Source organism: Pseudoalteromonas sp. KAN5, from assembly GCF_022846535.1.
Classification (GTDB): domain Bacteria; phylum Pseudomonadota; class Gammaproteobacteria; order Enterobacterales; family Alteromonadaceae; genus Pseudoalteromonas; species Pseudoalteromonas haloplanktis.
In genome coordinates this window covers 485,976-511,191 of record NZ_AP025589.1, presented here as the reverse complement: position 1 = coordinate 511,191, position 25,216 = coordinate 485,976, and the positions used below count along the sequence as shown (strand labels likewise).

Sequence of the window (25,216 nt, the reverse complement as noted above, 5' to 3'; positions counted from 1 at the left end):
GAACCGTGGCTTTTAAACAGCAGTTTTTTCTACTCAAGCGACAACGTACTTTTTGGTTAATTATTTGTCTATTTATCATTGTAATCCTTACAAATGCATTTTCATTATTTAATTCTGCAGATGCCTTTTTTTACAGCCGCTTAGCAAATTTGAGCCAAAGCCAGCAAAGTAATATTGTGATCATTGAAAGCGATCACCTCAGCACCGAGCACCATCAATTAGTGCAACAATTATTAAGCTACCAGCCCAAAGCTGTGTTGGTTTTTGCTAATGAACAATTAAATGCTAATACCGCCAATAGCACTAATCCCATTAAGGTCTTTTATCCTCACCCCAAGAATCGCTATTGTTTGCCGCCAATTAATGACTGGTCAGGCTATAACGTAGAATTAGCTCCGATGACAGACAGCCCATGCCAAGCTATTTGGCCTGCTGTATTCCCTTACATTGATAGCAATAACAATGTACTGCTTAATTTTGCCCTATCCCCTGCGGCGCTACCGAAGTTTTCTGCAACTCGGCTAATGACAATGGATCTGATGGCGAGTCAATTGCAAAACAAGATCATTATTCTCGGCCAACACAATGCTGGTTTAGGGGTAAAACTAAATGCTCCGAAACTACAGCACAGCACAAATTATTTGCTGTTAACAGCCTATATTGCAGACACGCTTGATAAACAAAACAGCGTATTTACCCTCACCTTATGGCAAAGTACATTGTTATTGTTGAGCATTGCTTTACTGATGCTATTTGCATTTCAAAAGTTATCGATTAGCTACAGTTTTGTGCTTACAGTTTTGGCTAGTATATGTTGGTTTGCATTAGGTTACGTTATGCTTGTATTCCAACAGTTATTCTTACCTGTCGGTCAAATGACCATTTTTACTTTCATCACCTTGTTATGGGTTATCCTAGTGAGAAAGCTAAACGAGGACAGCGAGCTCACTAGCATGATAGGTAATATTCAGCAAAAAATGGCTGGCCGTTATTTACCAAAGTCATTTATCGCTCAAAGCTCACCTTGGGATGCCATTATTCGTTTGGTCACACAACAACTAGCCTTAAATAAATCGATTTTTTTAGCACGAAAGGAAGGCGATCACCGACTTATAGAAATACGAGCTGTAAATTGCCAACTCAGTGATATTAAAGAATTGCGCCGTGATTATAAACGTGCCCCTTATTCTGATGCATTAAAAAAGTTTGGTGTAGTCCCCATTAACAGACCGTTTTTTACTGAGCTTAGCGAAGGCGAATTACAATATATCGTACCTTTAATGTATGCAGGTGACGTGCGAGGTTTCTGGGCAATGACGGTCATTCCTGATAACCAATTTAATCAACAGGCGTTTGAGCGTAATGTAAATGCTTTTGCCGGTCAGGTGGGTGAGCTGCTGTTCCACTACCGAATTTATGAGGCACAAAGTAATACCAGTGATAGCGCTATATCACAGCTACTGACATTAAAATTACAAGAGCCATTAAGCCAACAGGTCAAAACATCTATCGCTGAAATGGAACAGAAACTGACAACTTTAGAGCACGTGTTTAATAACATTCGCTCTGCCACCGTATTATTTAATTTATTTGGTCAAGTAGTGCAAATAAATCAATCTTTAGAAAAATTAGCTGCCATGCATCAGTTTTCTATTTTTGATATGACTGCACTAGATTTGCTGTGTTTGGTTACCGATTTAGATACCGAAACAGCAAAAGGTAAACTGCGGTTTATCACCTTACAAAAAGGTGACATTTATGTACAAGCTCAGCTAGATGAAAAAACTTACATCCTCAATGTAAGAACCGTGGACTCAAGCCAAGTACAAAGTGCTTCAGGTGAGCCCTTCCAAGTATCAGGTATTCTATTTGAATTTATCGATATTGGATTTTTCATTGAGCAAATGCCCAATAGTAAACAACTGTGTGATTCTTTATGTAAACAACAGCAATACTATGCTAGTAACTTGATGGAGCCATCTAACTAGTGGGCGACTTTATCTTACAGTTATTCCCATCAGGCGGTGGTTTAGGCCAATCAGTTATCACTACTGTATGGATAGGGATTGCCGTTGTATGTTTGCTGAATTTACGCTTTGGCTTCCCACTTACCGGCCTCGTGGTACCGGGTTATTTGGTCCCTTTACTCATCGTCAGTCCAACTTCGGCCGCAGTTATTTTAATTGAGGCTGTGGTGGTCTACGGGATAATGTTATTCACCGCTAAGTACTTAATGCAAAAACTCGGCTATGCAGAAATGTTTGGTCGCGATCGTTTTTTTGCCATTATTCTGATCAGTATTTTAGTACGCGTCATTATGGACACCTTATTTTGGCCTTTAATTGCTAATGTACTCAGCGGCTGGGATATAACCTTTGATTACTCATCGCAACTTTATTCTCTAGGCTTAGTGATCATTGCCCTGACCGCTAATGTAATGTGGAACGGTGGCTTCAAATATGGCATGAAAGTAACACTAGTACAGCTTCTTATTACCTTTTTACTTGTTCGCTTTGTATTGATGCCAATGACCAACTTTAGCATCGCCAATCTTGCGATTATGTATGAGGCGGTTGCGGCATCAATTATCGCGGCACCCAAGGCCTACATTATTTTAGTTATCACTGCTTTTATTGCGTCTCGCGCCAATATAAAGTATGGCTGGGAGTTTAATGGCATTATGCTTCCTGCGTTATTAGCGTTACAGCTAATGCAGCCAACAAAGTTACTCACCTCATTTGCAGAAACGGCGATTATTTTGATCATTGGCGCTGCATTATTAAATTTCACCCGACTACGTAATGCCAATATTGAGGGGGCGCGATTACTGCTATTCTTTTTCAACATCGGCTTTATATATAAGCTATTTTTAAATTACTTTGTAGTGCACTATTACCCTGAAATAAAAGTAACCGATACATTTGCATTCGGTTATATGTTATCGACTCTGCTCGCGCTAAAAATATACCAAAAAAGTGCACTTGGATTAGTGATACGTGCCACCTTTCAAACCTCTATTGTTGGCGGCGCGCTGGCTATAGTGATCGGCTTTATTATTATGTTTATTCCATCACTGTTCGTCACAACAGACATTAAAGAACTACAAAGCACAGTAAAAGTCAGTGCGCTTGGCCAACAGATCAGTGAATATAAAAGTTACCTGTATACTAAAGATAAAGCGCAGATTGACATCAGTAGCTATCAAGCAAGCCAAGATAAAAATAATTTTAAGCAAGCAATTTACGAACTAAACAAAGCCCCTAACGAACTAGAAAACGTGCAACTAAACACACAACGTTTAGCAAAGCTCGACTTTCAATTGCAGTATGATGAACACTATATTTATATTCGTGATGCCCGGAAAACATCACAACGAGGGCTATTTATAATTGCTCGAAAGCCCGCTGCTGAATTTATAGTAACCGTACCATTTCCAACGTCTGAAAGTTTAGCCAGTGATTCTGCTGGCCTTATTTTTGCACATTTTAACAGCCGAGCTTTGGTATTTGGCACCAGCGCAACCCCCACCGCAGAGCTAACTCATAATAATGAGCAAAGCCCTTATTACTTAGCCTTTATTGAAGCGATGGGAGGCGAACAGTTATTTCAAATACGTGAAGTCAATAACCGTACTAGCCGTTTATTAGCAAAAACCAGCTTAGGTGCCACCAGCCAATATTGGATTTATAACCAATTACCAAGTTCCTTAAGTCAGCGTTTGCTCCAACAATTATTGGGTCACCAAGACACTTTTTTTGGTCAAGCAACTTCAAGCTCGTTACCCACGCCAACATTTGATGGACAACTCTTTGAAGCATTTTTAAACAGTGATAATTACACAACCCTGTTAGCAAATGTATCTCGGATGCAAAGTAATGATGAAAAAAATGCAGTTAACGAATCAGCGCAAAGTCTCAGTGAAGTTGTCACATTATTCTCACAACATATCACCGCCAAAGGCAGTGGTAGCTATCAACCATTGACTATAAATCAAGCCGCACTATGGGAATTTGAAATATTACACCCGTTATACCGCTTGAAAGCCATGATAACGGAACAAACCGTTGATCAGGACATCATAAACCAATTAAATCAAGTCAATGCAACAGCTAAACTGATGGGCTATGAACTCACATTATTGACTAACGCCCAAGGCCGTTTTTTACTCATCGCCCCCACTTTAAATGGGCCTGCTTTAGAGTATGGACAGGGTTTTTATATCATCAGCCTCAATAAAAGTGTCCAACTTAATATTGAAGTTCCTCGGCCAATTTTTGAAAGCAATACCTTGAAGTTTGCCACTGAATTATTTATCAACAGTAATGCAGAGCACTTATTGATAGCCGGCGCTCACCCTTACGCACACCCAAAAGCGAATGTGCTATCGCCTAATAATGTTGATTCATTATTTAATGTGGTGCATCAAAGCTATTTGCGCTTTAGCCAAAACCAAAAAATTATGAACTTACAAATCCGCAGCCACAGTGCCCCATCTTGGATCAGACCCAGTGCGCTTGCCTTTGAGTTTACGCAATCAAATAGCAAACACCAGTCGTTGTTGCAAACACTGAATAATAGCTTGCAAAATTTAGCGGTTGATTACCAAGTTGTAAGCGGTCAAACCGCAACACGAGGACTGGAACTTGGCACTTCTGCACAATCTGGCTATCAACTATTTGCTCCCCATAGTGAATTAGCAACCTTGTGGCTTGCATCTGACTTTAAACAGCAATTTTCAGTGAATCAGCAAAGCCTATTACAGCGGTTGCTGGCTATTTCTGCCTTACCGACTATTAAGATGATAAATATCACCACATTATCTCCAGCCGATTGGCAAGATCTAAGTCCACAACAACGGAGCCATTTTACAAAAGCGATTGACCAATACGCCAGTTCACGGCGCTTAACTGCTTTAGCGCAACTGTGTAAACCTTTCACTGGCTGTAAATTACAAACAATCATGTTTGAAGGACGCCAAGAGTATGCGCTAGCAATTCGACAACACGATAAGCTATTGGCGATTTTTAATCCGATCACCAATCGACTCACTGACCAGACCCGTTTTAACACTATGATGATTGAGGGCTCGTATGCAATTTATTAAGCGACTCTTAAAATTACTCATCTTACTTGCGCTCGTTTTTGGGGTAGGCTTTGCCATCTTTAGCTTTTACCTGTGGGTAAAATCAGCTGAACCAATTACCAGCCGTTCAGATACAGAAACCCGCTCCAATGTTCAATGGTTAAGCACTGAAAAACCGTTGGTATTTTCATTCTCTCGTTCTAGAACGCATTCAATTCGCGTGTTATCAAACGCGATATTTTCTGAGCCAACGAGTTTAGATAAGCCGATTAACTACGCTATTGAATACACATTTTTAAACGAACAGAAGCAAGTTATCAGCAGCCATATCTATCATCATGCGTCCAAGTTAACACCGCCAGATAATAATGACCTGCAAATAAAGCAAATAATTGAAGATCGCCAAGCTTTACTAGTCTCTTCTGGTCAATCCTTTTATCTGAGTCAAGACCAATTAGACAAGGTGGCTAGCATATCATTAAAACTCATCACCGAAGACACACAAGTAATGGGTGTGGTGGTCAGGGTGCATGCTAAAACCTTAAACAATAGTGATGATAAATACAGTGCCTGGTTGAAATTACCACTAGAACGCAGGGAGCGTAGTAGCGCCTATCATAGCGTTGGGGTTAATGCCCTCTCCACTACCGAAATAAATAACGCAGTTACTTACTCTTGGCTAAAGCTGGCGCCACAAGGCATTCCGGGGATTGATTTCAAGGCCGACATTTTATATGAAACACTCCCATATAATGTGGTGACCTATGATTTCTCGCAACAACAGCTCAATTTAAATGACTATTATACCGATGCGACATTATGTGCCAGCATAACGCTAGAGCAGCCTGATTCACTTGTTTTTAGCCTCAATACCGCGGGGGACATAAACCTTACTTGGTACGATTCGAGCCAATTTACTGCGCCTAAAAAAGTCAACTATAAAGAGACTGCACAGCCATTAACCTTTATAACAGCGCCTTTAGATAGCGGTTTAGTAACTATATGTAGTCGTGACCCACTATTAAGTAATTGGTCTTTTAATTCACACCTGCCGATGACCACAGCACAAGACGGTTATTATCAAATAACTGAATCATTAACCGCACGCTATACGATTGAAGCAAATAGCGATATTAATATTGACCTTAGATCCGCAAGCAGAGGGCACGCAAGCGTGATCGTATTTGACCAAGATAATCAGCCAATCGATACCTTTACTGTTGCCTATAATGATGAAATATCGAGCTATGATCGGGTTATTTTAGATTCCACGCAACGGGAAAAAGTCCCTAAAGCTAATCAGTTTTATTTACGTGTTAATGAACGCGCAAGCGCATTAGAAATCACGACAAAGCAACCATTACTCGTACGGGTTAAATCTCGAAGTAGGCAATTTAACTATCAGCGTACGCTATGTCATTCCGTGTGTTTAGACAATTTAGAGTTCCATGATATTGCAGCCTGGTATGAGCAACAAGCAGATAACCATTATGCCTTTATTGAGCAAGACAGCTATATCAATATTCGGGTGTTTCAAGAGCCGCCAGCGATCTTAATTGAAGATACCTTCTATCAATCTCGAGAGCTTTTTAAACAATTACCGATTTCCAATGTCGCTCTGGTTAATAGCCCTACAAAATACTTTGCACCAAGCACTGAGCCAACACCCTTTCATTTTGCGTTGTTAAGTAAAAAACAAACTAAAGCACAGTTAGTTCAAATGGCGGCCAGTGCCCCAAGTACCACTACTGCCAATGTGGTTTATCAGTTAAATGCGCACGCAGCCAAAGAAGTTGCATTAAAAGAGACTGATTTTGAACAATTGGCAAATATTGAAAATAGTGCGCAAAAGATATATCAAAACTGGCAAGGGCAACGTCCGTGGATAAAGCAACGATTATATAAGCTTACTGCCAACAAGCCGCTAAAATTAACGTATCCAACACTTCGTCCGCACAGTATTGTCTTAAAAACGTATAGCCATAATGCTAAGCAAAAAATTATTATCGATGTTACACAAAATGCTAAATATCACGGTGGTTTAACCCACGAATACAGTATTACTAATAAACGTTTGCAACTGCTTCCAAGCAACTTAAGTGAAGCGTTTTTAATTCACCCTAAAGATAGTCAATTATTTGCTTACCCTGCGGTGACTCAACAAATTAATGCCGATATTCGCGCATTAAATAATGTCACTTTTACCAGTAATAAAACGGTGTGGATTGCTATATTGGAAGAGTACAGCAATGAAGAAGTAAAAATAAGGTGGTGGAACGATGATGTGTTATAAATCACTACTCGCTGCTATTTTAGTATCGTTAACTGGTCAAACTCACGCCCAACAGATTTCCACTAGTGAGGCGTATACAAGCACAAAAAATCAACTTACTCAGTGGCTGCATGTACAAAAAAGTTTAGGGCAAAATAATGACTTAGTTTCATCTTTAACACTTAAAGATAAAACTAATTTACTTGTAGCCGGTGAAATACATTATCAGCCTAGCGGTCAACCTTGTATTGCCTATGCACCACACCGTTTTTATGACAAACACACGTATGATATTGCCATCACCCTATTAGGGGATTGTCAGGTTTTTTTGGCAAATACCGTACACAGAAATACAAACGCCCAAGATGGACAAAAAAGCGATCTTGGCAAACACCGCTACAGTGTGACAAATGCCTTTATTGAAAGCTATGCAAGTACTGTTGATAAGGTCATGATTTATCAAATACATGGCTTTGATGCAAAAAAGCGTCGCACGAAACAAGGCCGCAGCAGTGATGTTATTATTAGCCAAGGGAGTCGGCCTGCAACCGCTAAATTGCAATACATAAGCCAATGTTTAAAAGAAAAATTACAGTTAACCAGCCGCGTATATCCCTTAGAAGTCACCGAGCTTGGCGGTACAAAAAATATTTTAAACCAAATAGCACCAAAAAATAGTGAGTTTTTTCATATTGAGTTGAGTAGCACTGTGCGTACACAACTTATGCAACAGCCTAATTTAATGAGTCAGTTTAAAACATGCATTACGCTATAATTGCTTTTATTTTCAGTTTATTAGTTATGCTCAGCCCAACGAGTTCGGCCTCTAATGACAGCTTTTTAAGCTCACCTATTTGGCTTAATCTAACGCCGCAAGTTCAGTTGGCTGAAACTCAACAAGCTCGGTATTTTGAAGCACAACAAACACAATACCTTTGGTTAGCTAAAGGGCAATGGTTAGAACTTGATAGCAATACGTTTAATTCGTTTATTTTTAGTTCTGGAACCAGCCATCTGGCTCAACAAAGACTGAATCTTAACCGTGACTTTATCTGTGAACAAGCAAAGTGCCAATTACCCAGCGTATCCTATAACCGGATTTTAAAGATCACCAATCACCTTGATGAAGGCGCCACTCTAGCGGCAATGGTTGGTGAGACAAATCGCCATCGTGATAGCTTTCGCCGTGCAGTAAAATTACCAAGAGCAGCAACTCGCTTCCAATACGGTCAAAATGTTGAGCACTATTATCACTTTAAAGCTGGGGAGGCAGTAAAACTGTACTTCCCAAATGGTAAAAAATTAAAATTATCCGTTCGCAAAGATTTACTCACTAAAGATCGTAATGGCAAAGTTTATGCGTATGTTAATGATCAACCCGTTAGTGTTATTAGCGTTATTGCAAGTCGCGCTAGCGAGTATAAAAGTTTACAAGTAGGTCTTGCCAATACTGATTATTTAGCAATCGGCAAAGGTGAATACTTGACAATAAACAGTGAAGCCGATGCTTATATCAAACTCGAGCAAAGCCACAGAGGAATTTACGATGATCAGGCAATGGACAAGCTACAAGAATCACTTTTTCAGCCGTATTGGGTCAATAATCTAGACGACACCCTAAAAACGATTTACCTGCAACGCGACTTGTCACAACTTGCCAGTTCAGCCTATCAACAAGGTGATTTACTTGCACAGCGTCGCTATCAAGATCTACTTTCGAGTATTTCATCCCGTGACTTCCTAACACCGGATACCCAAGGCAAGGTCACTATTAAAAGTCATTTTAAGCACTTTGATAGCTTAGCGAGCCTGCGTCTAGTCGATGATATAAGCTACCCTGTGTTATCAGAGGAGTATGCTCCCGTACACACTTTAGAGCAGCAACATCATTTTTCACTCACAACTAAGCAACGGGTTAGATCCACCCTCACCCTGCACGCGCGCAGCAATATTGATACACAATTGTTAGTCACCAGTGGTAACTTAGAGTGGCATTTAACTCTAGGTAAAAGCGAACACTTTGCCGCTTTTGAATTGCAGGTGCCTTTAACAAACACTGAGTTAACCATTCAAAACCTACAGCAACAACGCCAGCCTATCGAATATGCATTGCAAAGTGATCAATTGTTAGCATTACCAAATAATGAATTACTTTATGCCCAAGCAGGTACTTTAAAAGAAACCAGTTCAGTTATTGAGTCTCTTTTAAATCAGCAAGTTAATCAAATAGGTAATGAGTTTATTGATTCATTAGTGCCCTATAACCCGCAATATGACACCGAACAAGCAAATACAACAGATACATTGCACTGGCAACATCAACTAGGTGAGGCTGAATACTTAATGGCTACAAAGCCGTTACAAGCGCTGCAAATAATAAAGACATTAGTAAATGTGACAGACACCGACATAGCGATTAAAGCATGGCAATTACGAATTAAAATACTCAACACGCAAGGACGTACGGCATTAGCAAAAAGCTATCACGAAGGACTTTATAAAAGCACTCAAAACCTCACGCTCAAACGCTATGCGGGTAATGCTCTGTTATTACAATATCAAGCATTAGAGCAAGATTATAAGTTACAAGGTTTATGCGCGAATGCATTACAACTACTGACACCATGTCGTGATATTCTGATCTCGCTTGCCATTAAACAACAAAAGAACCTACTCGCGTTGTGGCTAAGCCATGATTTACCTGCGACCACCACATTACAAAATAGCTTCGCCAAATTAAACTGGCGTAACTACAGCGAAACAACACAGCAACAGCCTGAGTATGAAGTTGAGCATGCAGGTATACAAACACTCGTCAGTCCAACAGGTAAGTTATCAGCGATAACTGTAAATACGACTCAACCTTTAACGTTTAAAGCACACACTCAACCTTTAACAATTGCTCTTAGAGCACGTAGTAATAGCGTACAAAATGGTCAATATAAAGTAGCCTGGCTATTTGCTAAGCAAGCACAGCAGCAAACTCTACTGCCTATTTTTTCTGATGTCAGCTCAGCCAACAGTTTGCTCACTAATGCGCAGCCACTGTCTATTGCCAGTGACGCTGTGATCAGCTTAAAAGCGGGCGAGTCAGTTCGTTTATCCAGTGATCACCAAACTGTTATCAGTTACCGAGTACTCTCGCAGCCACTGGTATCGACTTACCATTATCAAAATATGGCTAGTCACTTTTATTGGCAAACTCCCTTTATGGCACTTCTATATGACGCTAATGTCAGTATGCAAGATTTATTAAATAACACCCTATTTAAACTAACGAATAAAACACTCACGCTTAATGAGTACACACAAGTATTAGCAAAAGTAAAAGAGCTAAGTTTATCAGGGCAACTTGAGTCACTATTTTCTCGAGTACAAAGTTATGGCGAATGGGTACCATTAGATGACTATCTTGATTTTGCGGGCACGCAACTTATTGCCATTGATGCACAAGCACAAACCAGCTACAGCGATCAATTAGTCAGCGCAAGTACCCAAGAAACTTACAAACAAGGACTAGTACTACGCCCTCACCATGATTTACACATAGATCTAAGTCAAACTCAGTCAAAACAAATTCGCTTAGTTTTTAATTTTTCTACAGCAGAGTTGTCACAAGGGAACGTTGCAAATGTGGCAATTAAGTTAGCGACAACAGAAAAAGTCTGGTCAGTTCAGCCAGGACAAACAAACACGTTTGGTTTTGATAAAACAGAGCTGACCGACAACCTGATCTCATTGCAGTGGCTTAATCCCTACTTATCACAAGTTGTCACACTCACTGCGCAAGAGTATCGCAATAATCGCTGGCATGACTTACCGCTGACTAATAACTTATTATTTTACACAGTCCTACCTGAGCAGCACCTAGTCGCGCAATTGCCAGCAGATCGACTAGTTAAACTTGAGCAAATGCTTGCAAGCTCAGAGGGTAATGGTTTTGAGCAACGTGTTGAGCGCAGTTTTTTTCACCCTGCGGGTAAAGTTGAGGTCAGCACAGATAAAATAAAATACGTCAGGTTATATACTTGGCAACTCAGCGACAGCAATCATAAGATTTCTAATTTTAAACCTGAGCAACCAATAAATGCTGCCGTAGTAACATACACATTAGCGCAACAGACCAGCACTCTGCAGCCTGAAGTTGCTCAATTTCATCCAGAAGATCTTAGCTGGCAAGCATTTATTAATTATGACCGTCGCGGTATTTTTGAATCCAGTGAGTCCACTGCCACACGGCACAGTGTTGATATTGGCGCACGGTTGCGTTTAACTGACGACGAAAACTGGTATCGCCTTGATCTCACTTATTCACTCAGCGAGCAAGACAATGAGCTTTTCTCTATTGACGCTTATCATTCATGGCAAGACCACGATACCCCTTGGTATGTAGACAGTGCATTACAAACAAGTTGGCAGCCAAGCCAAGCTAACGGCGATAGTCACTATGCTTTAAGTACCTATGTACAAGTTGGTCAAATCTGGCGGGTTGATGAAAGCCACCGACATCAATGGCAAGTAAGCCCATTTTATAGCTACAGCAGTGCTGATATAGAAGACTTTTTGTTTGACCCTAAACTCAATTCAGATATCTATAATTTTTACCGTGAAGATCATCCCTCAGGCTGGCGTGGTGAATACCAATATCGCTATCAACCTTGGGTTGATAGCTATTTCAACTTTCTTGCCGGTAGCATCTCAAATGCCGATTGGACAAGCCTTGATATGTTACGTTTTGGCGCATCTTGGAATCAATATTACCAAGGCCACATCTTCCAAGCTGGCATAACCAGTTATTATAAATTTGCTGACGAGGACCGGCCAATTAGTACGTGGCAATATATAACGAGTGTTGGTTGGCGAAAGCAAGTGCACCTTGGTGACTTCTCGCAAGGGTGGATCAAATTACGTTGGGATCAAGACTGGTTTAGAAATGACCATAATGTCAGCTTAGAGTTTTCTACCGGTAACTTAGCCGATACTGGTTTTGGTGTGTTCTCCCACGACGAAATAATTTTTGAGTCACTTCAACTCGATCACTTTTTAGAGCAGAATTAATATGGCAACCGTAAAAAAAGCAATTACCCAAAGCAAGCTGAAAAGCCGCTTAGAGCATTTATTGTTTGCTGACATTGCCAACTTTTGGCTCGATCTCTATCGTCAAAAATATCGTCAGTTAGTGGATGATTTAGCACAATGGGAACTACTGCAAAATATTCCTGAAGATGAAGACCAAGATACCTGGTTATTAGGCCAAGCAATCGCATTTTTACGCCATCAAGTAGAAAATAAACAGCACAGTTTACAGCAGCTAGATGCTGGTTATCAGCTATTTATTGAAAGGCTCAGCCATGCTGAAATAAGCGCAGAGCGTGAATTTCACATTTTAGATTACGCTCAGCAACTCGGTGCCACACCAGAGCAATTACACCAAGACAAACTGGCCTTCAATCGCTGGTTTGACGAAGGAGCGGTGATCAACCGCTACCAAGATGTGGTTGCTGATATTGAACAAACACTTAAATTTTTAATTGGTAAACTGGGGGATTTAAGTAATCGTTATTTAACAAAATCAACGCAAGATATCGCAAAAGCATGGCAAACGCTAAATTTAGAAAGCTTCTTTTTACAGTTATTAACAAAAACAGATAACGAGCATGTACGCAATGCTTTATATCGCGCCCTCGCTAACCAAGTTCAATTGATCCATAACCACAATAGCGATCCTGAGCTAAGTGCCAATTTGATTGAAACCTTAGTATTGGCGTTAGAAGATACCAGTACGCCCCATTTAGCTCGTTTAGATATATTAGAAATTTTGATCCACCAGCGGCCAACTTATATTCGTGCCTTTATGCAACAGTTAATTTCTCAAGATGATAACTGCCAACTCGACGAGCAACAGCGATTATTTATATTAGCAGCCCTGCCGAAAATATTAATTAGTCAAACCAAGCTCACACAACTGTGTGAACGCTTATTAATGGAGCTGGCCGAACACCGATTTCCACGGGTACGTCAAAGTGTCATAGAACAAGCCAACCACTTTTCATTAAACTTTTTACAGCAACTTCTTACTACTAGGTTACAAGTTGAAACGGTCGATGCTGTGCGTTTTACATTAGTAAAACAACTCAGTAGCCCTCGCTTAAACAGTGATCACTTTGCATTTGATTTATGGTGGCAACTACTCAAAGGTAATGAGAGTATCGCGATCAAACGCTTAGCATTAGAGCTCACCGCGCGTATGATGCTCAATCAGCAATTAGAGACTACTGAACCCGATAGTGTATTTACAACCTACATTAACTGCCTAAATGAACGATTAAGCTGCGAGCCAGAGCTTGCTATTCGTCGATTTATCAGCCGTACCAGAGAGCAGCTTGTTGCATTTCAACATCAAAATAAAATGGCACAGTTAGAACAAACACTGCCAAATACAGCCACTTTATCGCAGTTTGATGATGACATAGATGAAGAATTATTAGGTCGTTTATTAAGCCGAAAAGCCCAGCAAAGTGAAGGCTATAATGTAAGTAAAGATAAACAAACTTGGCGGATCCGCAGCGGTTATCGCTTTGCCTTTCGTGCTTGGCGCTTTATTCATGAATGGCGCAACCCTAGCACTGACAAACGCCAAAGCTTTAATCATAGTACAGCACGTAAACCCTCCGCTTTTATGCACGTTCCTAGTTGTACCGTCGCAGAGATCAGTGCCACAAACGTGCCAGGCGAGCCATTATTTGATACAGATGAATATTCAGCACGTCCGCATTTGCCTTTACCTGATTTTTTACTTAGCGCACTAAGCCAAGACAATTTAAAGCAGCCAGCAAAAACCTATACACCCGATGGTATTTTACTAGTCACGCCACCAAAATCATTACTCCAACGCATTAAAACGTATTGTTGGTTGACGATTAATCTTGATAGTTTAGATGCTATGCGAAAAGGCAACGAGATTGAGCAAAACAATTACCTCAACACACTAAAAAAACACGGCTTTAATTTTCAGTTTAAAGCCTATGGCGAGCAACTTGGGTGTTCTTTCGCCATCGAGCCTGGTATCAATAAATTGTTTAACAAGCTGAGTGTTTCTCCTTTATTGGTCAGTATTTGGTTGAATTTTAAAGAGTACCTTTACTCCATCTATCAAAATAGTATCGGTCAGCTGATCTTCTTTGTGGTCGGCTTTATGCTTTACTTTTGGGGGCGCCACATTCGCGTCAGTCGCCGTATTAAGGCTGATCGTCGAGCAATTCCAGTTAGTATTGGTGGTTGGGGCACACGAGGAAAGTCAGGTACTGAACGATTAAAAGCCGCTTTGTTCAGCAGTCTTGCACTTAAGGTCATCACAAAAACAACTGGCTGCGAAGCCACTCTAATTTACGCACGCTCTAATGGCGAACAATTTGAAGTACCACTATTTAGGCCATTTGATAAGGCCAGTATTTGGGAGCAAAGTGATGTCCTGCACTTTGCTAAAAACGTAAAAGCGGATGTATTTCTTTGGGAGTGTATGGGGCTGACACCACGCTACGTAAAAATACTCAGGCAATGGATGCAAGATAATTTCTCAACGATTACCAACGCTTACCCTGATCATGAAGATATTTTAGGGCCTACAGGCTTTAATGTCGCAAAAGAAATGGCTAATTTTATTGCGCCAAACAGTCTGGTTTTTACCAGCGAACAAACTATGTTTCCTATTTTGGACAAAGATGCGTTACAAAAAAACAGCACATTAATTCAATCACACTGGGGCGAAGGATATCAAATAACCCCTGATATTAAAGCACTTTACCCATATGAGGAGCACCCAGATAATATTGCGCTAGTCTGTAAAATGGCAGCCCAAATCGGCTTAAGTAAAGACTTTGTATTTAAAGAAACAGCACAGCGCATTGTGCCTGACATTGGTGTTTTACAACATTTTAGCCCTGCCCCATTCGCAGAGTTCAAGATGTCTTTTGTCAATAGTATGTCAGCCAATGAACGCTTAGCTACCATTGAGAACTGGCGACGATTAGATTTATTCAGCCTCAGCAATGATCCAAATAAACAAACAATTGCTTTGATCAACAACCGCAATGACCGAGTTGCTCGCTCAAAAGTATTTGCTCACATTCTCGCTGAGGATTTACCATTTGATAAGATGGTAGTGATTGGTACTAATGTGGATGGTTTCTACAGCTACTACTTACAAGCTTTTCGTGAACGTTACCTGCGCATTATTACTAATAATGACTTACAAGAACTCGAATTATTGTGCACGCAGTTACACTGTATTAAAACTGAGGACGCACTAAGCAAAATTATCAGCGCCGCATTGGGCAACCACTACACTGCGAATGAATTCACAGGTTTAGTGAGTACAAAGCAGTTTACTGACTGGTTAAGTAAACATGCTAAAACACTAAATAAGCAGCAACAAGCAAGTTTACTAGATGTATTCAACCACTATATTAGTTACCAACAAATAAAGCCTTTATTGGACGATCTACAGAAACATCAACATCAGCTTGAAAAATTATTATTAGAATTAGTAAAAAGCAAATGCGTATTGATCAGTAACCCTAAAGTTACCCCAAATCAGTTAACCCTCAAGTTGGCATCACTTGCGAGACCACACAGCCATCAAATCGTTATTGGTATGCAAAATATAAAAGGAGCCGGTTTAGGGTATGTGTATAGTTGGCAACAATGGCAAAAGATCCACGATAGTGTTAGCACTTTATTAGATAACGCCTGTTCAGCAACGCAATTTAAGAAAACCTTAACACGCCTATCATTGATCAACAGCTTTAGTCATCTCGAATATACTTATTTAAGCAATGCATTATTAGCGATTAAAAAAGTACATCATGCTCAAAATGAGTATAGTCAGGCGGAATTGGTACATATTAGTGAACGTTTAAATAAACATCAGCGGTATGAAAGTAACCCAGCCGATGACAAACAGCAAGGCCCATTAACCCGGTTTGCCATCCAAGTCGCGGAGTCTTTCTTAGACGCAGGTGCCGCAGTTAAGCGTAAAAAAATTGCTAACCAAGTTTATAAAGATATCGCAACGCAACGTATTACTCTTGAAAAGGCCATTACCGTTTTAGCCAAGTTAAATCGTAACCAAAAGCCAGGGTGGCTAACATTTTCACAAAAAAGTGATCATTAACCCTATTCACGCCTAAAACCTGCAAAGTCTTAATTACTAGGCTTTGCAGCCTCTCTCAAACGAACGTACTACACCAAAAACGACGGTAATCACTTCAACAAAATAAAATGAAATTATTTAAAAAATAATTAAATAACTAAGTTGCTGTTTATCAATAAATTGTTTTTAAAATAAGAACAAACACCATGATTATTGCAAAAACCACCATGTTCAACATTTGACCGAAAAGAAAAAAATACAGTACAATAGTACCATAAATTGTTAAATTAAATGTTAACAAAAGAAATTCAAACCTTTTGGTAGGAGAAACAAATGAAAAAATCATTCTTTAAGCTTGCAACATTACCTTTAATAATTGCTTCAGGCTTTGCAGCAGCATCAACAAATTTAGTTACTAATGGTTCTTTTGAAAATACTGCAACAATTTCTGGACAATGGAGTTTATTAAATAACCTCCCAGGTTGGCAGCGTTCAAACAATGCTAAATTTGAAATCCAAACCAATCGGCTTGGTCTGATCACTGCCCAAGAAGGAGTTCAGTATTTAGAGTTGGACTCAACAGCCAATTATCATGTGATGCAAACATTAGATACTGAAGCCGATCATAACTATGAAATAAGCTTTTATTACTCTGCACGCGTAAGTGGTAATACAACCACCAACAAAGCTGAAGTTTATTGGGATGGCGAGTTATTAGATACCTTAAATTCTACAACACGCGGTTGGCAAAAATTTACCTACACGGTAAAAGCCAGCTCGTCGGCAACTGAGCTTAAGTTTGCTGGTGCTGGCAAGTCAGATAGTTTAGGTGCCTTAATTGATAATGTTCAAGTGACTGCCAAATGTGCATCTGGCTTATATGGCATTAATAACTTTGGCTCAAATGAAGATGGCTTTGTTTATCACATTGATACACAAACAAATACTTATTCAACGGTTGCGGGTTTAACTAATACGGCATCGAATATTGCATCTCATGATGGTGTTTTATATTTTATGGAGCAGCTAGATAGTACTACGAAAGAGTCACAAATTCTTTCTCTTGATCTTGCAACAAATGAGCAAGCGCTAGTTACATCAGCAACGTCTTACCCAATTTACCGTTCTGTAATGAGCGCTGATGGCACCACATTACGTGCAACGAGTAAAACGTACATGTATGATTTTGACCTTACTACAGGTGATAAAACTGTACTTGGTAAACTGAGCTTCCCTGGTGACTCATTTGCCGATGGTGACATTGCATACTCAGCTGATAACAACATACTTTATGTGCTTACTGGTAAAGCACTTTATACACTTGACCAAGGCTCTATGGAGTTATCATTAGTTGGCGAGCATAATGTGGCTCAAGCATCAGGGATTGCAATTGCTGCTGATGGTACTATTTATGTATCAGGACGTGTAAAAGGCGAGAACGCAAAAATCTATATGCTCGATCAGAATACAGCTGCGGCAACATTCGTAATGGATGGCCCTTCACATGTTAATGATTTAACGTTTGTTGATAGTAACTACTGCCACTAAGCAAAAAACGTCTTAAAGGTTACCAAAAGCCGAGTAAATTATTACTCGGCTTTTTCGTAGTTAAAATAGACTAGCTGAACTGGATTAGTTTTGCGGATAAGCTGTCCATTCTCCGCCATCAAGTTGAATATATGGGCGCTTATTTATATACATCATAATGGTGTCTTGGTTTTCAGCAACTTTAGGTGCAACAGGTAAGTTCTCTAATAGTGCGCGAATAGAGCCCGCCCCTGAAAAAACATCATTACGCAGTGCTCGGCTTACTAACTCTGACAACGCGAAGTAACTTGTAGGGTCAGACACTTCAATTAATCCTGAATGTTTTACATTTGCACCAATAAACTTCACCGCCGTTGGTACTGATACAATTCTTGGACTCGGTATTTCACGCAAACCTGAAAACTGCACCTTATCGCCAGTAAGCGCGGCGCCATGCTCAGGTACAACCATCAGCAATGTATTACGGCCCTGCTTTTCTAGCTGCGCAATAAACTGGCCAATATCAGAGAATAACTGCTGCTGCCTACGAGGGTAGCTTTCAATACTGCTCATTCGCCTTTGCCCAGCCACTTGATTGCCGTCATGTAAACTAATGGTATTGTAATACAGCGCTCGCGGAGTATTACTTTGTGGTTGCGATTTTAGCCAATTAATAAGTACATCTTGATCTGAATAGATGGGTTTATCATCAAAGCCATACTGTGCCGGTGAATAATTAGTAAAGTCCAATGTTGGCACTTTAATACCACCATAGGTACTGATCAATCCTTTAAAGTCATCAAAGTGACCATCATGATTCATTGCAACCTGTGTGTTATAGCCTAACTTTTCCAAGTTACTAAATAAGTGGCACTGCTGCGCGGCAGGTTTAAATAGCTGCTGCTGACTAGTTTGTCCGCAACTGGCTCTTAGCAACCTTATTGCTGCAGGACCACTGTATGATGTGGCTGAATTAAAATCGCTAAACAAAATATCAAAATCAGCAAATAATTCATTTACATCAACACCAATCGCCTCTAAATCAGCATTCGCAATAGAGCACACATTCAGAATTAAAACATCAAATGATTCACCAGTTATAGCTGCTGGGAAATTGCTCGTTAGCAAACTTTGCTGTTGATAAAAACGCTGTAATTGTTGATCCGGTGTTTGCTGAGTATTCACTACATCAACTTGTGTGTTTGTTACTGCACTTTCACGACTATTTCTCACAACGGGTGCAGACTCTAAAGGCAGTTGCACTGAAGTACTCAGCCAATAAACGTAGCCAAAACCTAACAATGAAAAACTGGTATAACGCAGCCATTTTGCTGTATACCAATAAAAAATAGCCGCAACAAAAATACCAAGTAGTAAATCAACATTGACCACTCTTGAACTGATCTCTAAAAAGTAACCAATACTAAAATCTTGTACATTAGCGGCCTGTTTCGTTAACCGTGAAATAGGTGGTAACCAGGAGTCATAGTAAAGCAGTACAACTGCAGCCACCACCGCAATTACATGTTTGCTACGTTGTACTAATGGCTTGCTAAATGACAAGGCTAAAAAGCTAAATAAAGCGAGATTTTCCAAAAAATGAAATGAAATATCACCACGAATAAACAACACAAATTTTAATAGAAAATATAAATTCCAAACCCCTAAACCGGTGAGCTTCACTTACTGTCCTTTTTTACTTTTTTCGGTGAATAAGGTATTAACACAACATGACGAAATGTCAGTTTTCGATAGTACCTTACAAGATAAACAAACATTCCCTTGCCAACCTGACTTAACACGATCCCCAATAATAACGCTAAAATGAATGTGATAAAAAACTGGTCTAAATTCATGAGCTCTTATCCTTTAAGGTCATTGGGTATTTAGTTGCAAATGGCCGAATCACTTTTTTGAATTCAGGTGTGGCGGTATTTAAAGTGGCAATATCAGCCGACTTAGGATCAAAAATATAGCTCACATTTTCTTTTAATTGCATTGTGTAATCAGGTATTTCTGCGTCCGTATAATGACGTTTTAAACGGCGACATTCTTGCTGAATAAAAAAGTGATCAGCAAGTACACTTTTTGACTCAAAAAAATCCGAGATTTGTAGCTTGAATAAGTGTTTAATTGCATTTTCAACGTCATGTTCACGACACGCATGTAAATACAAAAATACCTGATTACCCACAGTACTAAAAATGTCGCCTTCACGCTTAACATGAAACAATTGCAACGGGTGTATTGCCTCTATACGCGGTAACAGCTGTAATACTACCAGCACCCCACTAACCCCAAGGTTAACGGCTGAATTGCTATAACTGACCACTTGATCAGCAAATTGCATAAAGGGTAGAAATCCTTTCGCCTGCGCACTTTCGCTATACTGCAGTACATGCTCAATAGAGTGCGGTAAAGGTCGCGAGAAATGAAATCCTTGAATAGATTGAATTTGTGACAGCAATCGCGATGGCTCTGAGAAACTATACAGAATAAGGTTCACCCCTAGGGTTAAAAATAAGCACTCATCTTGATGGCGAATAATGCCATCAACATTTTGGATAACCAATTTCAGCTTTTTGCCACAGTGTTTTCTAAGTGTAAAGCATTGCCTTGCCAATGCAGCAAGGTCTGTATAACGAGTAACAGAAAACACCAACGTAGCTGCTTTCATTTGGCTAGCTTGCTGGTAAAGGGCATCGTTATCACTGGTCACATGGTAGTAATGAGGTAATTTAGTGCCCTCTGGCACAACACTTTTCACCAGCCAAACATCATTTTCATCAAAATCTTGATTTAATCCATCGCTTTGCATTTCATCAAAGTGACCGCGAGTAACGCGGTAACCATCGACAATGTCTAAATACACTGTTTCTTGCGCTATGACACCTTCATTATGGCGCCAATAGTCATATTCTAATGTCAGTAAGGAGGCGTCATTACTAACATATAAAATACCATCCAATAATCTACTGTGCTTTTGAATTTCTTTACGCATATGAACAATATCAGAACCAGTAATTATAAAAACCACGGTTAACTGGTAAGTAGTAGCTAATTTACTGTAGAGTGCAAGTTTATCATGCAGTTGAGTTGTTGAATCATGAGTAATTAATGTTGCATTAAAGTGTATCAAGACAAGGCTATTTTTTAATTCTTTATATGCCTTTAACTCATTGATGATAGAGCGGTTAAATGTACTGACTTGATTAACAATTGGATCAGAGTTAAAAGAAAACGGGTGTACTTTACCCTGTTCATAAAGTGCATTTAAATGTGCTGATTGCGCAGATTCAAAAAATAAATCAATCTGCTCCGAAAGGATAAAAACATCTCCAGTCATATCAGGTAATAACTGTAATGCTAACTCAACTACTTGATTCTCTAAAGGCGCTAACAGCGTATAATTAGCGCTATCCTTTAAATACGCTAAAGCTGAATTTAGCCCTTCAATTTTGAAGTTAGGCACGAATATTATCCTATAAAAAATACTTTACGACTAGTTTTGTGCTTGGGTATGTATATAATGTACCCCAAATTACCTTGTTAGAAAATAAGTTAGTCAAATTATGTTATTAGGGGTATTAAAATGACTCATGTTGTGAAAAATTCAACTATCCTTACGCAATATGATATTACTAACTTATTGCGACGTTTTGGTGGTAAAAACCAACAGTATGTTGAAATTGTTGATGTGCAGAAAAACTTACAGACAATTAATAAATACCCTTTAATCAAAGATGTTTCATCATCGGTACATACACACGCATTATCGCAGGGTCGAACTAAAAGTAACTAGCCAAAAATGAGAAAGATTTACCTTAAAGGAATAAAAGGTGGAACGGGTGCAACTGCAATTGTTGCGAATCTCGCCTGCGCACTGAAAAAATCCAATACTAACGTGATTGTGCTCGATCTTGATCCCAAAAATGACCTTGGCTTGCATTTAGGCTTAAGCTGGGAGCACAACACTGGCTGGAGTAACTACAATTCATTGAACGCTGCATTAGCTGAATTTCACTGCGACAGTGACGGCGTCATTTTTTTACCCTTTGGTAGTGAGCCAAGTCGTCTTAATGAATTGCAAACTGTGATCCGTGATTGTGAACAATTGAAAGTTGATGACAACAGCTGGCTATTACTTGATTGCCCAGCCCACCTGGATTTAGACCACTTCAATTTATGCGCAGATGATATCTTTTTAGAGGTCGTTAATTGTGATGCTACTTGCCACAGTTTTATTTATAAGCGCTTACTGAAGCTCAATCAACAAACAAATCACTGGCAACATTACTTTTTAGTGAATCGTTATAACTCAGCGTCAGAGCTAGAATTTGATCTATTACAGCTATGGCAATCAGAAGTGCCATTATTAGCTCCTCTGTATATCAATAAAGATGAAGTCATTAGTGAGTCTACTGCATTTAGAAATGTCGCAGTCAATTGCGCCCCTTACAGTGTAGCCAATGATGATTTTGAAACGTTAGCAGGCTGGCTGGTCAGCCGAGCGACTCACAATGACTAAACCCAGCCGCGCAAGTGTAACACAAAAGAGTATGTCACTCTTTTTAAGTATTTTTTTCACTAAAAAAATAGTGAGATTTCTTTTTTTCAAATTCCATAGTTACTTTAACCAACATAAAGTAAGTGCATTAGCAGCGTTTTTACTGCCATTTTTGTTGTTACTGCTGAGTATTTTTATCAAGCTAGATAACAATAATAAACGTCGCTTAAAAGCAAAGCTTGCTTACCTGTACCCTCACGTAAGTAAACCAATTGTCACCCCAGCCAACAGCATTCGTATTTTTTTACAAAGTCTGTATTTGCTTTTATTCAACGTCTCTGTCAAAAAAAATGCGCCTAAAAATCGCATACGCTCCCACTATAGCGCTAAATTCTTTCAAAAATCAGCTCGATTTATTCGCTACTTAGATACTAAGCTTGTTCGAAGTTGCAAACGGCTGTGGCTACTAGGTAGTAGTAAATCAACAACTCAATCATACCAAAAAATTGCAAGCGCCAAGCTTTGGCGTAACCGGTTCTTACACTTCATGTTTTATGGTTTGCTGGCGCTAGCTGTCGTTATTTTTGTTACTGTGCCATTTAGCCTTGAAGCACAAGCCATTTTCATCAGTTTAATTTTACTTGTTTCCTATTCACTCAGGCGTGTGAAAGGGCAAATGGCAACCATTGCCATGATCACCTTAGCGGTAACAAGCTCAACACGTTATTTATGGTGGCGTTATACCGATACTTTAAACTGGCACGATCCGCTAGCTCTTACTTTAGGGATTGGTTTATTGCTCGCTGAAAGTTATGCCTGGTTGGTGCTTATTCTCGGCTTTTTTCAAACCATTAATCCATTACACAGAAAACCAATTCCATTGCATAAAGATACCGCTTTATGGCCAACGGTTGATGTCTACATTCCAACCTACAATGAGCCACTAAATGTTGTAAGACCCACTGCAATCGCAGCACAAAGTATCGACTGGCCTGCAGACAAGCTTAATATTTATATCCTCGATGATGGGAAACGTCCTGAATTTAAAGAGTTTGCTGATGAGATTGGAGTTGGTTATCTTGACCGTCCAGATCACAAACATGCCAAAGCAGGTAATATGAATCATGCAATGAAGCATACTAGTGGAGAGTACATTGCTATTTTTGATTGTGATCACATTCCTGCCCGCTCATTTTTGCAGATGACAATGGGACAATTCATCAACGATAGTAAAGTATGTTTAGTACAAACACCGCATCACTTTTTTTCAGCAGACCCCTTTGAGCGAAATCTGAATAATCATCGCCAAATACCAAACGAAAACATGTTGTTTTATGGATTGATCCAAGATGGTAATGACATGTGGGATGCAACATTTTTCTGTGGTTCATGTGCTGTTTTAAAGCGCCAAGCATTAGAAGAAATAGGAGGGTTTGCAGTAGAAACCGTTACCGAGGATGCACATACAGCGCTGCGTATGCAACGAGCAGGTTATAAAACAACCTATATCAATATTCCTCAAGCTGCCGGCCTTGCAACAGACAGTTTATCAGCCCATATTGGTCAACGTATTCGTTGGGCTCGCGGTATGGCGCAAATTTTCCGGCTCGACAACCCTTTATTGGGCAAGGGCTTAAATATTGGCCAAAGGTTGTGTTATATCAATGCGATGTTGCACTTCTTATCCGGTATTCCGCGTATAGTATTTTTAACCGCACCACTGGCGCTGATTTATTTCAACGCTTATATTATCTACGCCCCTTTTATCGCGATCTTTTTATATATAGTGCCGACATTGTTGCAAGTAAAAATAACCAATTCGCGCATCCAAGGTAAATACCGCTACTCTTATTGGGGAGAAGTCTATGAGTCCGTACTGGCTTGGTATATCTTAAAACCAACCACTGTCGCGCTATTCAATCCCAATAAAGGCAAGTTTAATGTTACCGAAAAAGGCGGTTTTAATGACAAAGCCCGCTACGATTGGCTAATTTCTAAACCTTATATTATTTTGCTCGCGTTTAATGTAATTGGCATGTGTTATGGCGTTTTTCGGTTGTTTTTCGGCGATACTTCACAAATAGGCGTGTTATTGATCAGTATGTTATGGGCCAGTTATAACACCATGATTCTAGGTGCAGCCGTTGCGGTTGCCGCAGAAGCAAAGCAAGTGCGCAGCTCACACCGGATAAAAGCCAACTTCCCCGCTGCTATTCGACTTAGCAACGGCCGAACGATGAAGGTTAAAATTACCGACTATTCTGATAATGGGGTGGGTATTGAGACAGCGCATGAGCATATGTGCAAAACCAATGACAAAATTGAACTATTAATGAGCCGGGGGAAAAAACAATTTTCTTTTCCTACTTATATATGTAACACCCGCGATAAACAAATTGGCTTAACGCTACGGGATCTAAATTTAGAAAAACAAAAAGCATTTATCCAATGCACCTTTTCGCGTGCGGATGCATGGCTTGACTGGCAAGATAATTTTAAACATGACAAGCCTTCATACAGTTTTAAGAAAGTATTTACAACTAGCATTCGTGGCTTTAATAATTTGATTTTCCATGCTCCGAATCAGCTAAAACCATTAATTAATTTTATAACACGTGCAATGACGCAACTCGCATCGTTATTACCAATAAATCCGAAAAAAGTATTTTAACCATC

12 protein-coding genes are annotated in these 25,216 nt (G+C 39.7%); 10 read left to right on the top strand and 2 right to left on the bottom strand.

Annotation, left to right across the window (positions count from 1 at the left end):
• The first annotated feature begins 5 nt into the window (after positions 1–5).
• The 7 genes from KAN5_RS02180 (at position 6) to KAN5_RS02150 (ending at position 18,054) form a co-directional block, all read left to right on the top strand.
• Positions 6–1,988: a hypothetical protein gene (locus tag KAN5_RS02180; protein ID WP_244390334.1), complete on the top strand. Its 1,983-nt coding sequence runs from the start codon at positions 6–8 to the stop codon at positions 1,986–1,988.
• Positions 1,988–5,104 (top strand): poly-gamma-glutamate biosynthesis protein PgsC/CapC, encoded by a 3,117-nt coding sequence (locus KAN5_RS02175; protein WP_244390333.1) that lies wholly within the window; start codon positions 1,988–1,990, stop codon positions 5,102–5,104. Before KAN5_RS02180 ends, KAN5_RS02175 begins: the two co-directional genes overlap by 1 nt.
• The gene (locus KAN5_RS02170) at positions 5,091–7,376 is read left to right on the top strand and encodes a hypothetical protein (RefSeq protein WP_138554923.1); all 2,286 of its coding nucleotides are present in this window, start codon (positions 5,091–5,093) and stop codon (positions 7,374–7,376) included. Before KAN5_RS02175 ends, KAN5_RS02170 begins: the two co-directional genes overlap by 14 nt.
• On the top strand, positions 7,363–8,130 hold the full coding sequence (locus KAN5_RS02165) for a hypothetical protein (RefSeq protein ID WP_016708877.1): 768 nt from the start codon (positions 7,363–7,365) through the stop codon (positions 8,128–8,130). The genes KAN5_RS02170 and KAN5_RS02165 overlap by 14 nt, the downstream gene beginning before the upstream one ends.
• Positions 8,115–12,413: a hypothetical protein gene (locus tag KAN5_RS02160; protein ID WP_244390332.1), complete on the top strand. Its 4,299-nt coding sequence runs from the start codon at positions 8,115–8,117 to the stop codon at positions 12,411–12,413. Before KAN5_RS02165 ends, KAN5_RS02160 begins: the two co-directional genes overlap by 16 nt.
• 1 nt (position 12,414) lies before the next feature.
• Positions 12,415–16,527, top strand: a complete 4,113-nt coding sequence (locus tag KAN5_RS02155) for a poly-gamma-glutamate synthase PgsB (RefSeq protein ID WP_244390331.1) — start codon at positions 12,415–12,417, stop codon at positions 16,525–16,527.
• 312 nt (positions 16,528–16,839) lie between these two features.
• On the top strand, positions 16,840–18,054 hold the full coding sequence (locus KAN5_RS02150) for a DUF642 domain-containing protein (RefSeq protein ID WP_244390330.1): 1,215 nt from the start codon (positions 16,840–16,842) through the stop codon (positions 18,052–18,054).
• 84 nt (positions 18,055–18,138) lie between these two features.
• Here KAN5_RS02150 and bcsG read toward each other — a convergent pair whose 3' ends face one another.
• The gene (bcsG, locus tag KAN5_RS02145; RefSeq protein WP_244390329.1) at positions 18,139–19,716 is read right to left on the bottom strand and encodes a cellulose biosynthesis protein BcsG; all 1,578 of its coding nucleotides are present in this window, start codon (positions 19,714–19,716) and stop codon (positions 18,139–18,141) included.
• A gap of 169 nt (positions 19,717–19,885) precedes the next feature.
• Positions 19,886–21,505 carry a cellulose biosynthesis protein BcsE gene (gene bcsE, locus KAN5_RS02140; RefSeq protein ID WP_244390328.1) on the bottom strand — a complete coding sequence of 540 codons (1,620 nt, stop codon included), beginning with the start codon at positions 21,503–21,505 and terminating at the stop codon, positions 19,886–19,888.
• 120 nt (positions 21,506–21,625) lie between these two features.
• On the opposite strand from bcsE, the gene bcsR reads away from it, so the two are divergent.
• The 3 genes from bcsR to bcsA are packed head-to-tail and all read left to right on the top strand — an operon-like array spanning position 21,626 to position 25,211.
• On the top strand, positions 21,626–21,835 hold the full coding sequence (gene bcsR / locus KAN5_RS02135) for a BcsR/BcsP family cellulose biosynthesis protein (RefSeq protein ID WP_016708870.1): 210 nt from the start codon (positions 21,626–21,628) through the stop codon (positions 21,833–21,835).
• Positions 21,836–21,841: 6 nt separating this feature from the next.
• The gene (gene bcsQ / locus KAN5_RS02130; RefSeq protein ID WP_016708869.1) at positions 21,842–22,561 is read left to right on the top strand and encodes a cellulose biosynthesis protein BcsQ; all 720 of its coding nucleotides are present in this window, start codon (positions 21,842–21,844) and stop codon (positions 22,559–22,561) included.
• Positions 22,554–25,211 (top strand): UDP-forming cellulose synthase catalytic subunit, encoded by a 2,658-nt coding sequence (gene bcsA / locus KAN5_RS02125; protein ID WP_016708868.1) that lies wholly within the window; start codon positions 22,554–22,556, stop codon positions 25,209–25,211. Before bcsQ ends, bcsA begins: the two co-directional genes overlap by 8 nt.
• Positions 25,212–25,216 lie beyond the last annotated feature (5 nt).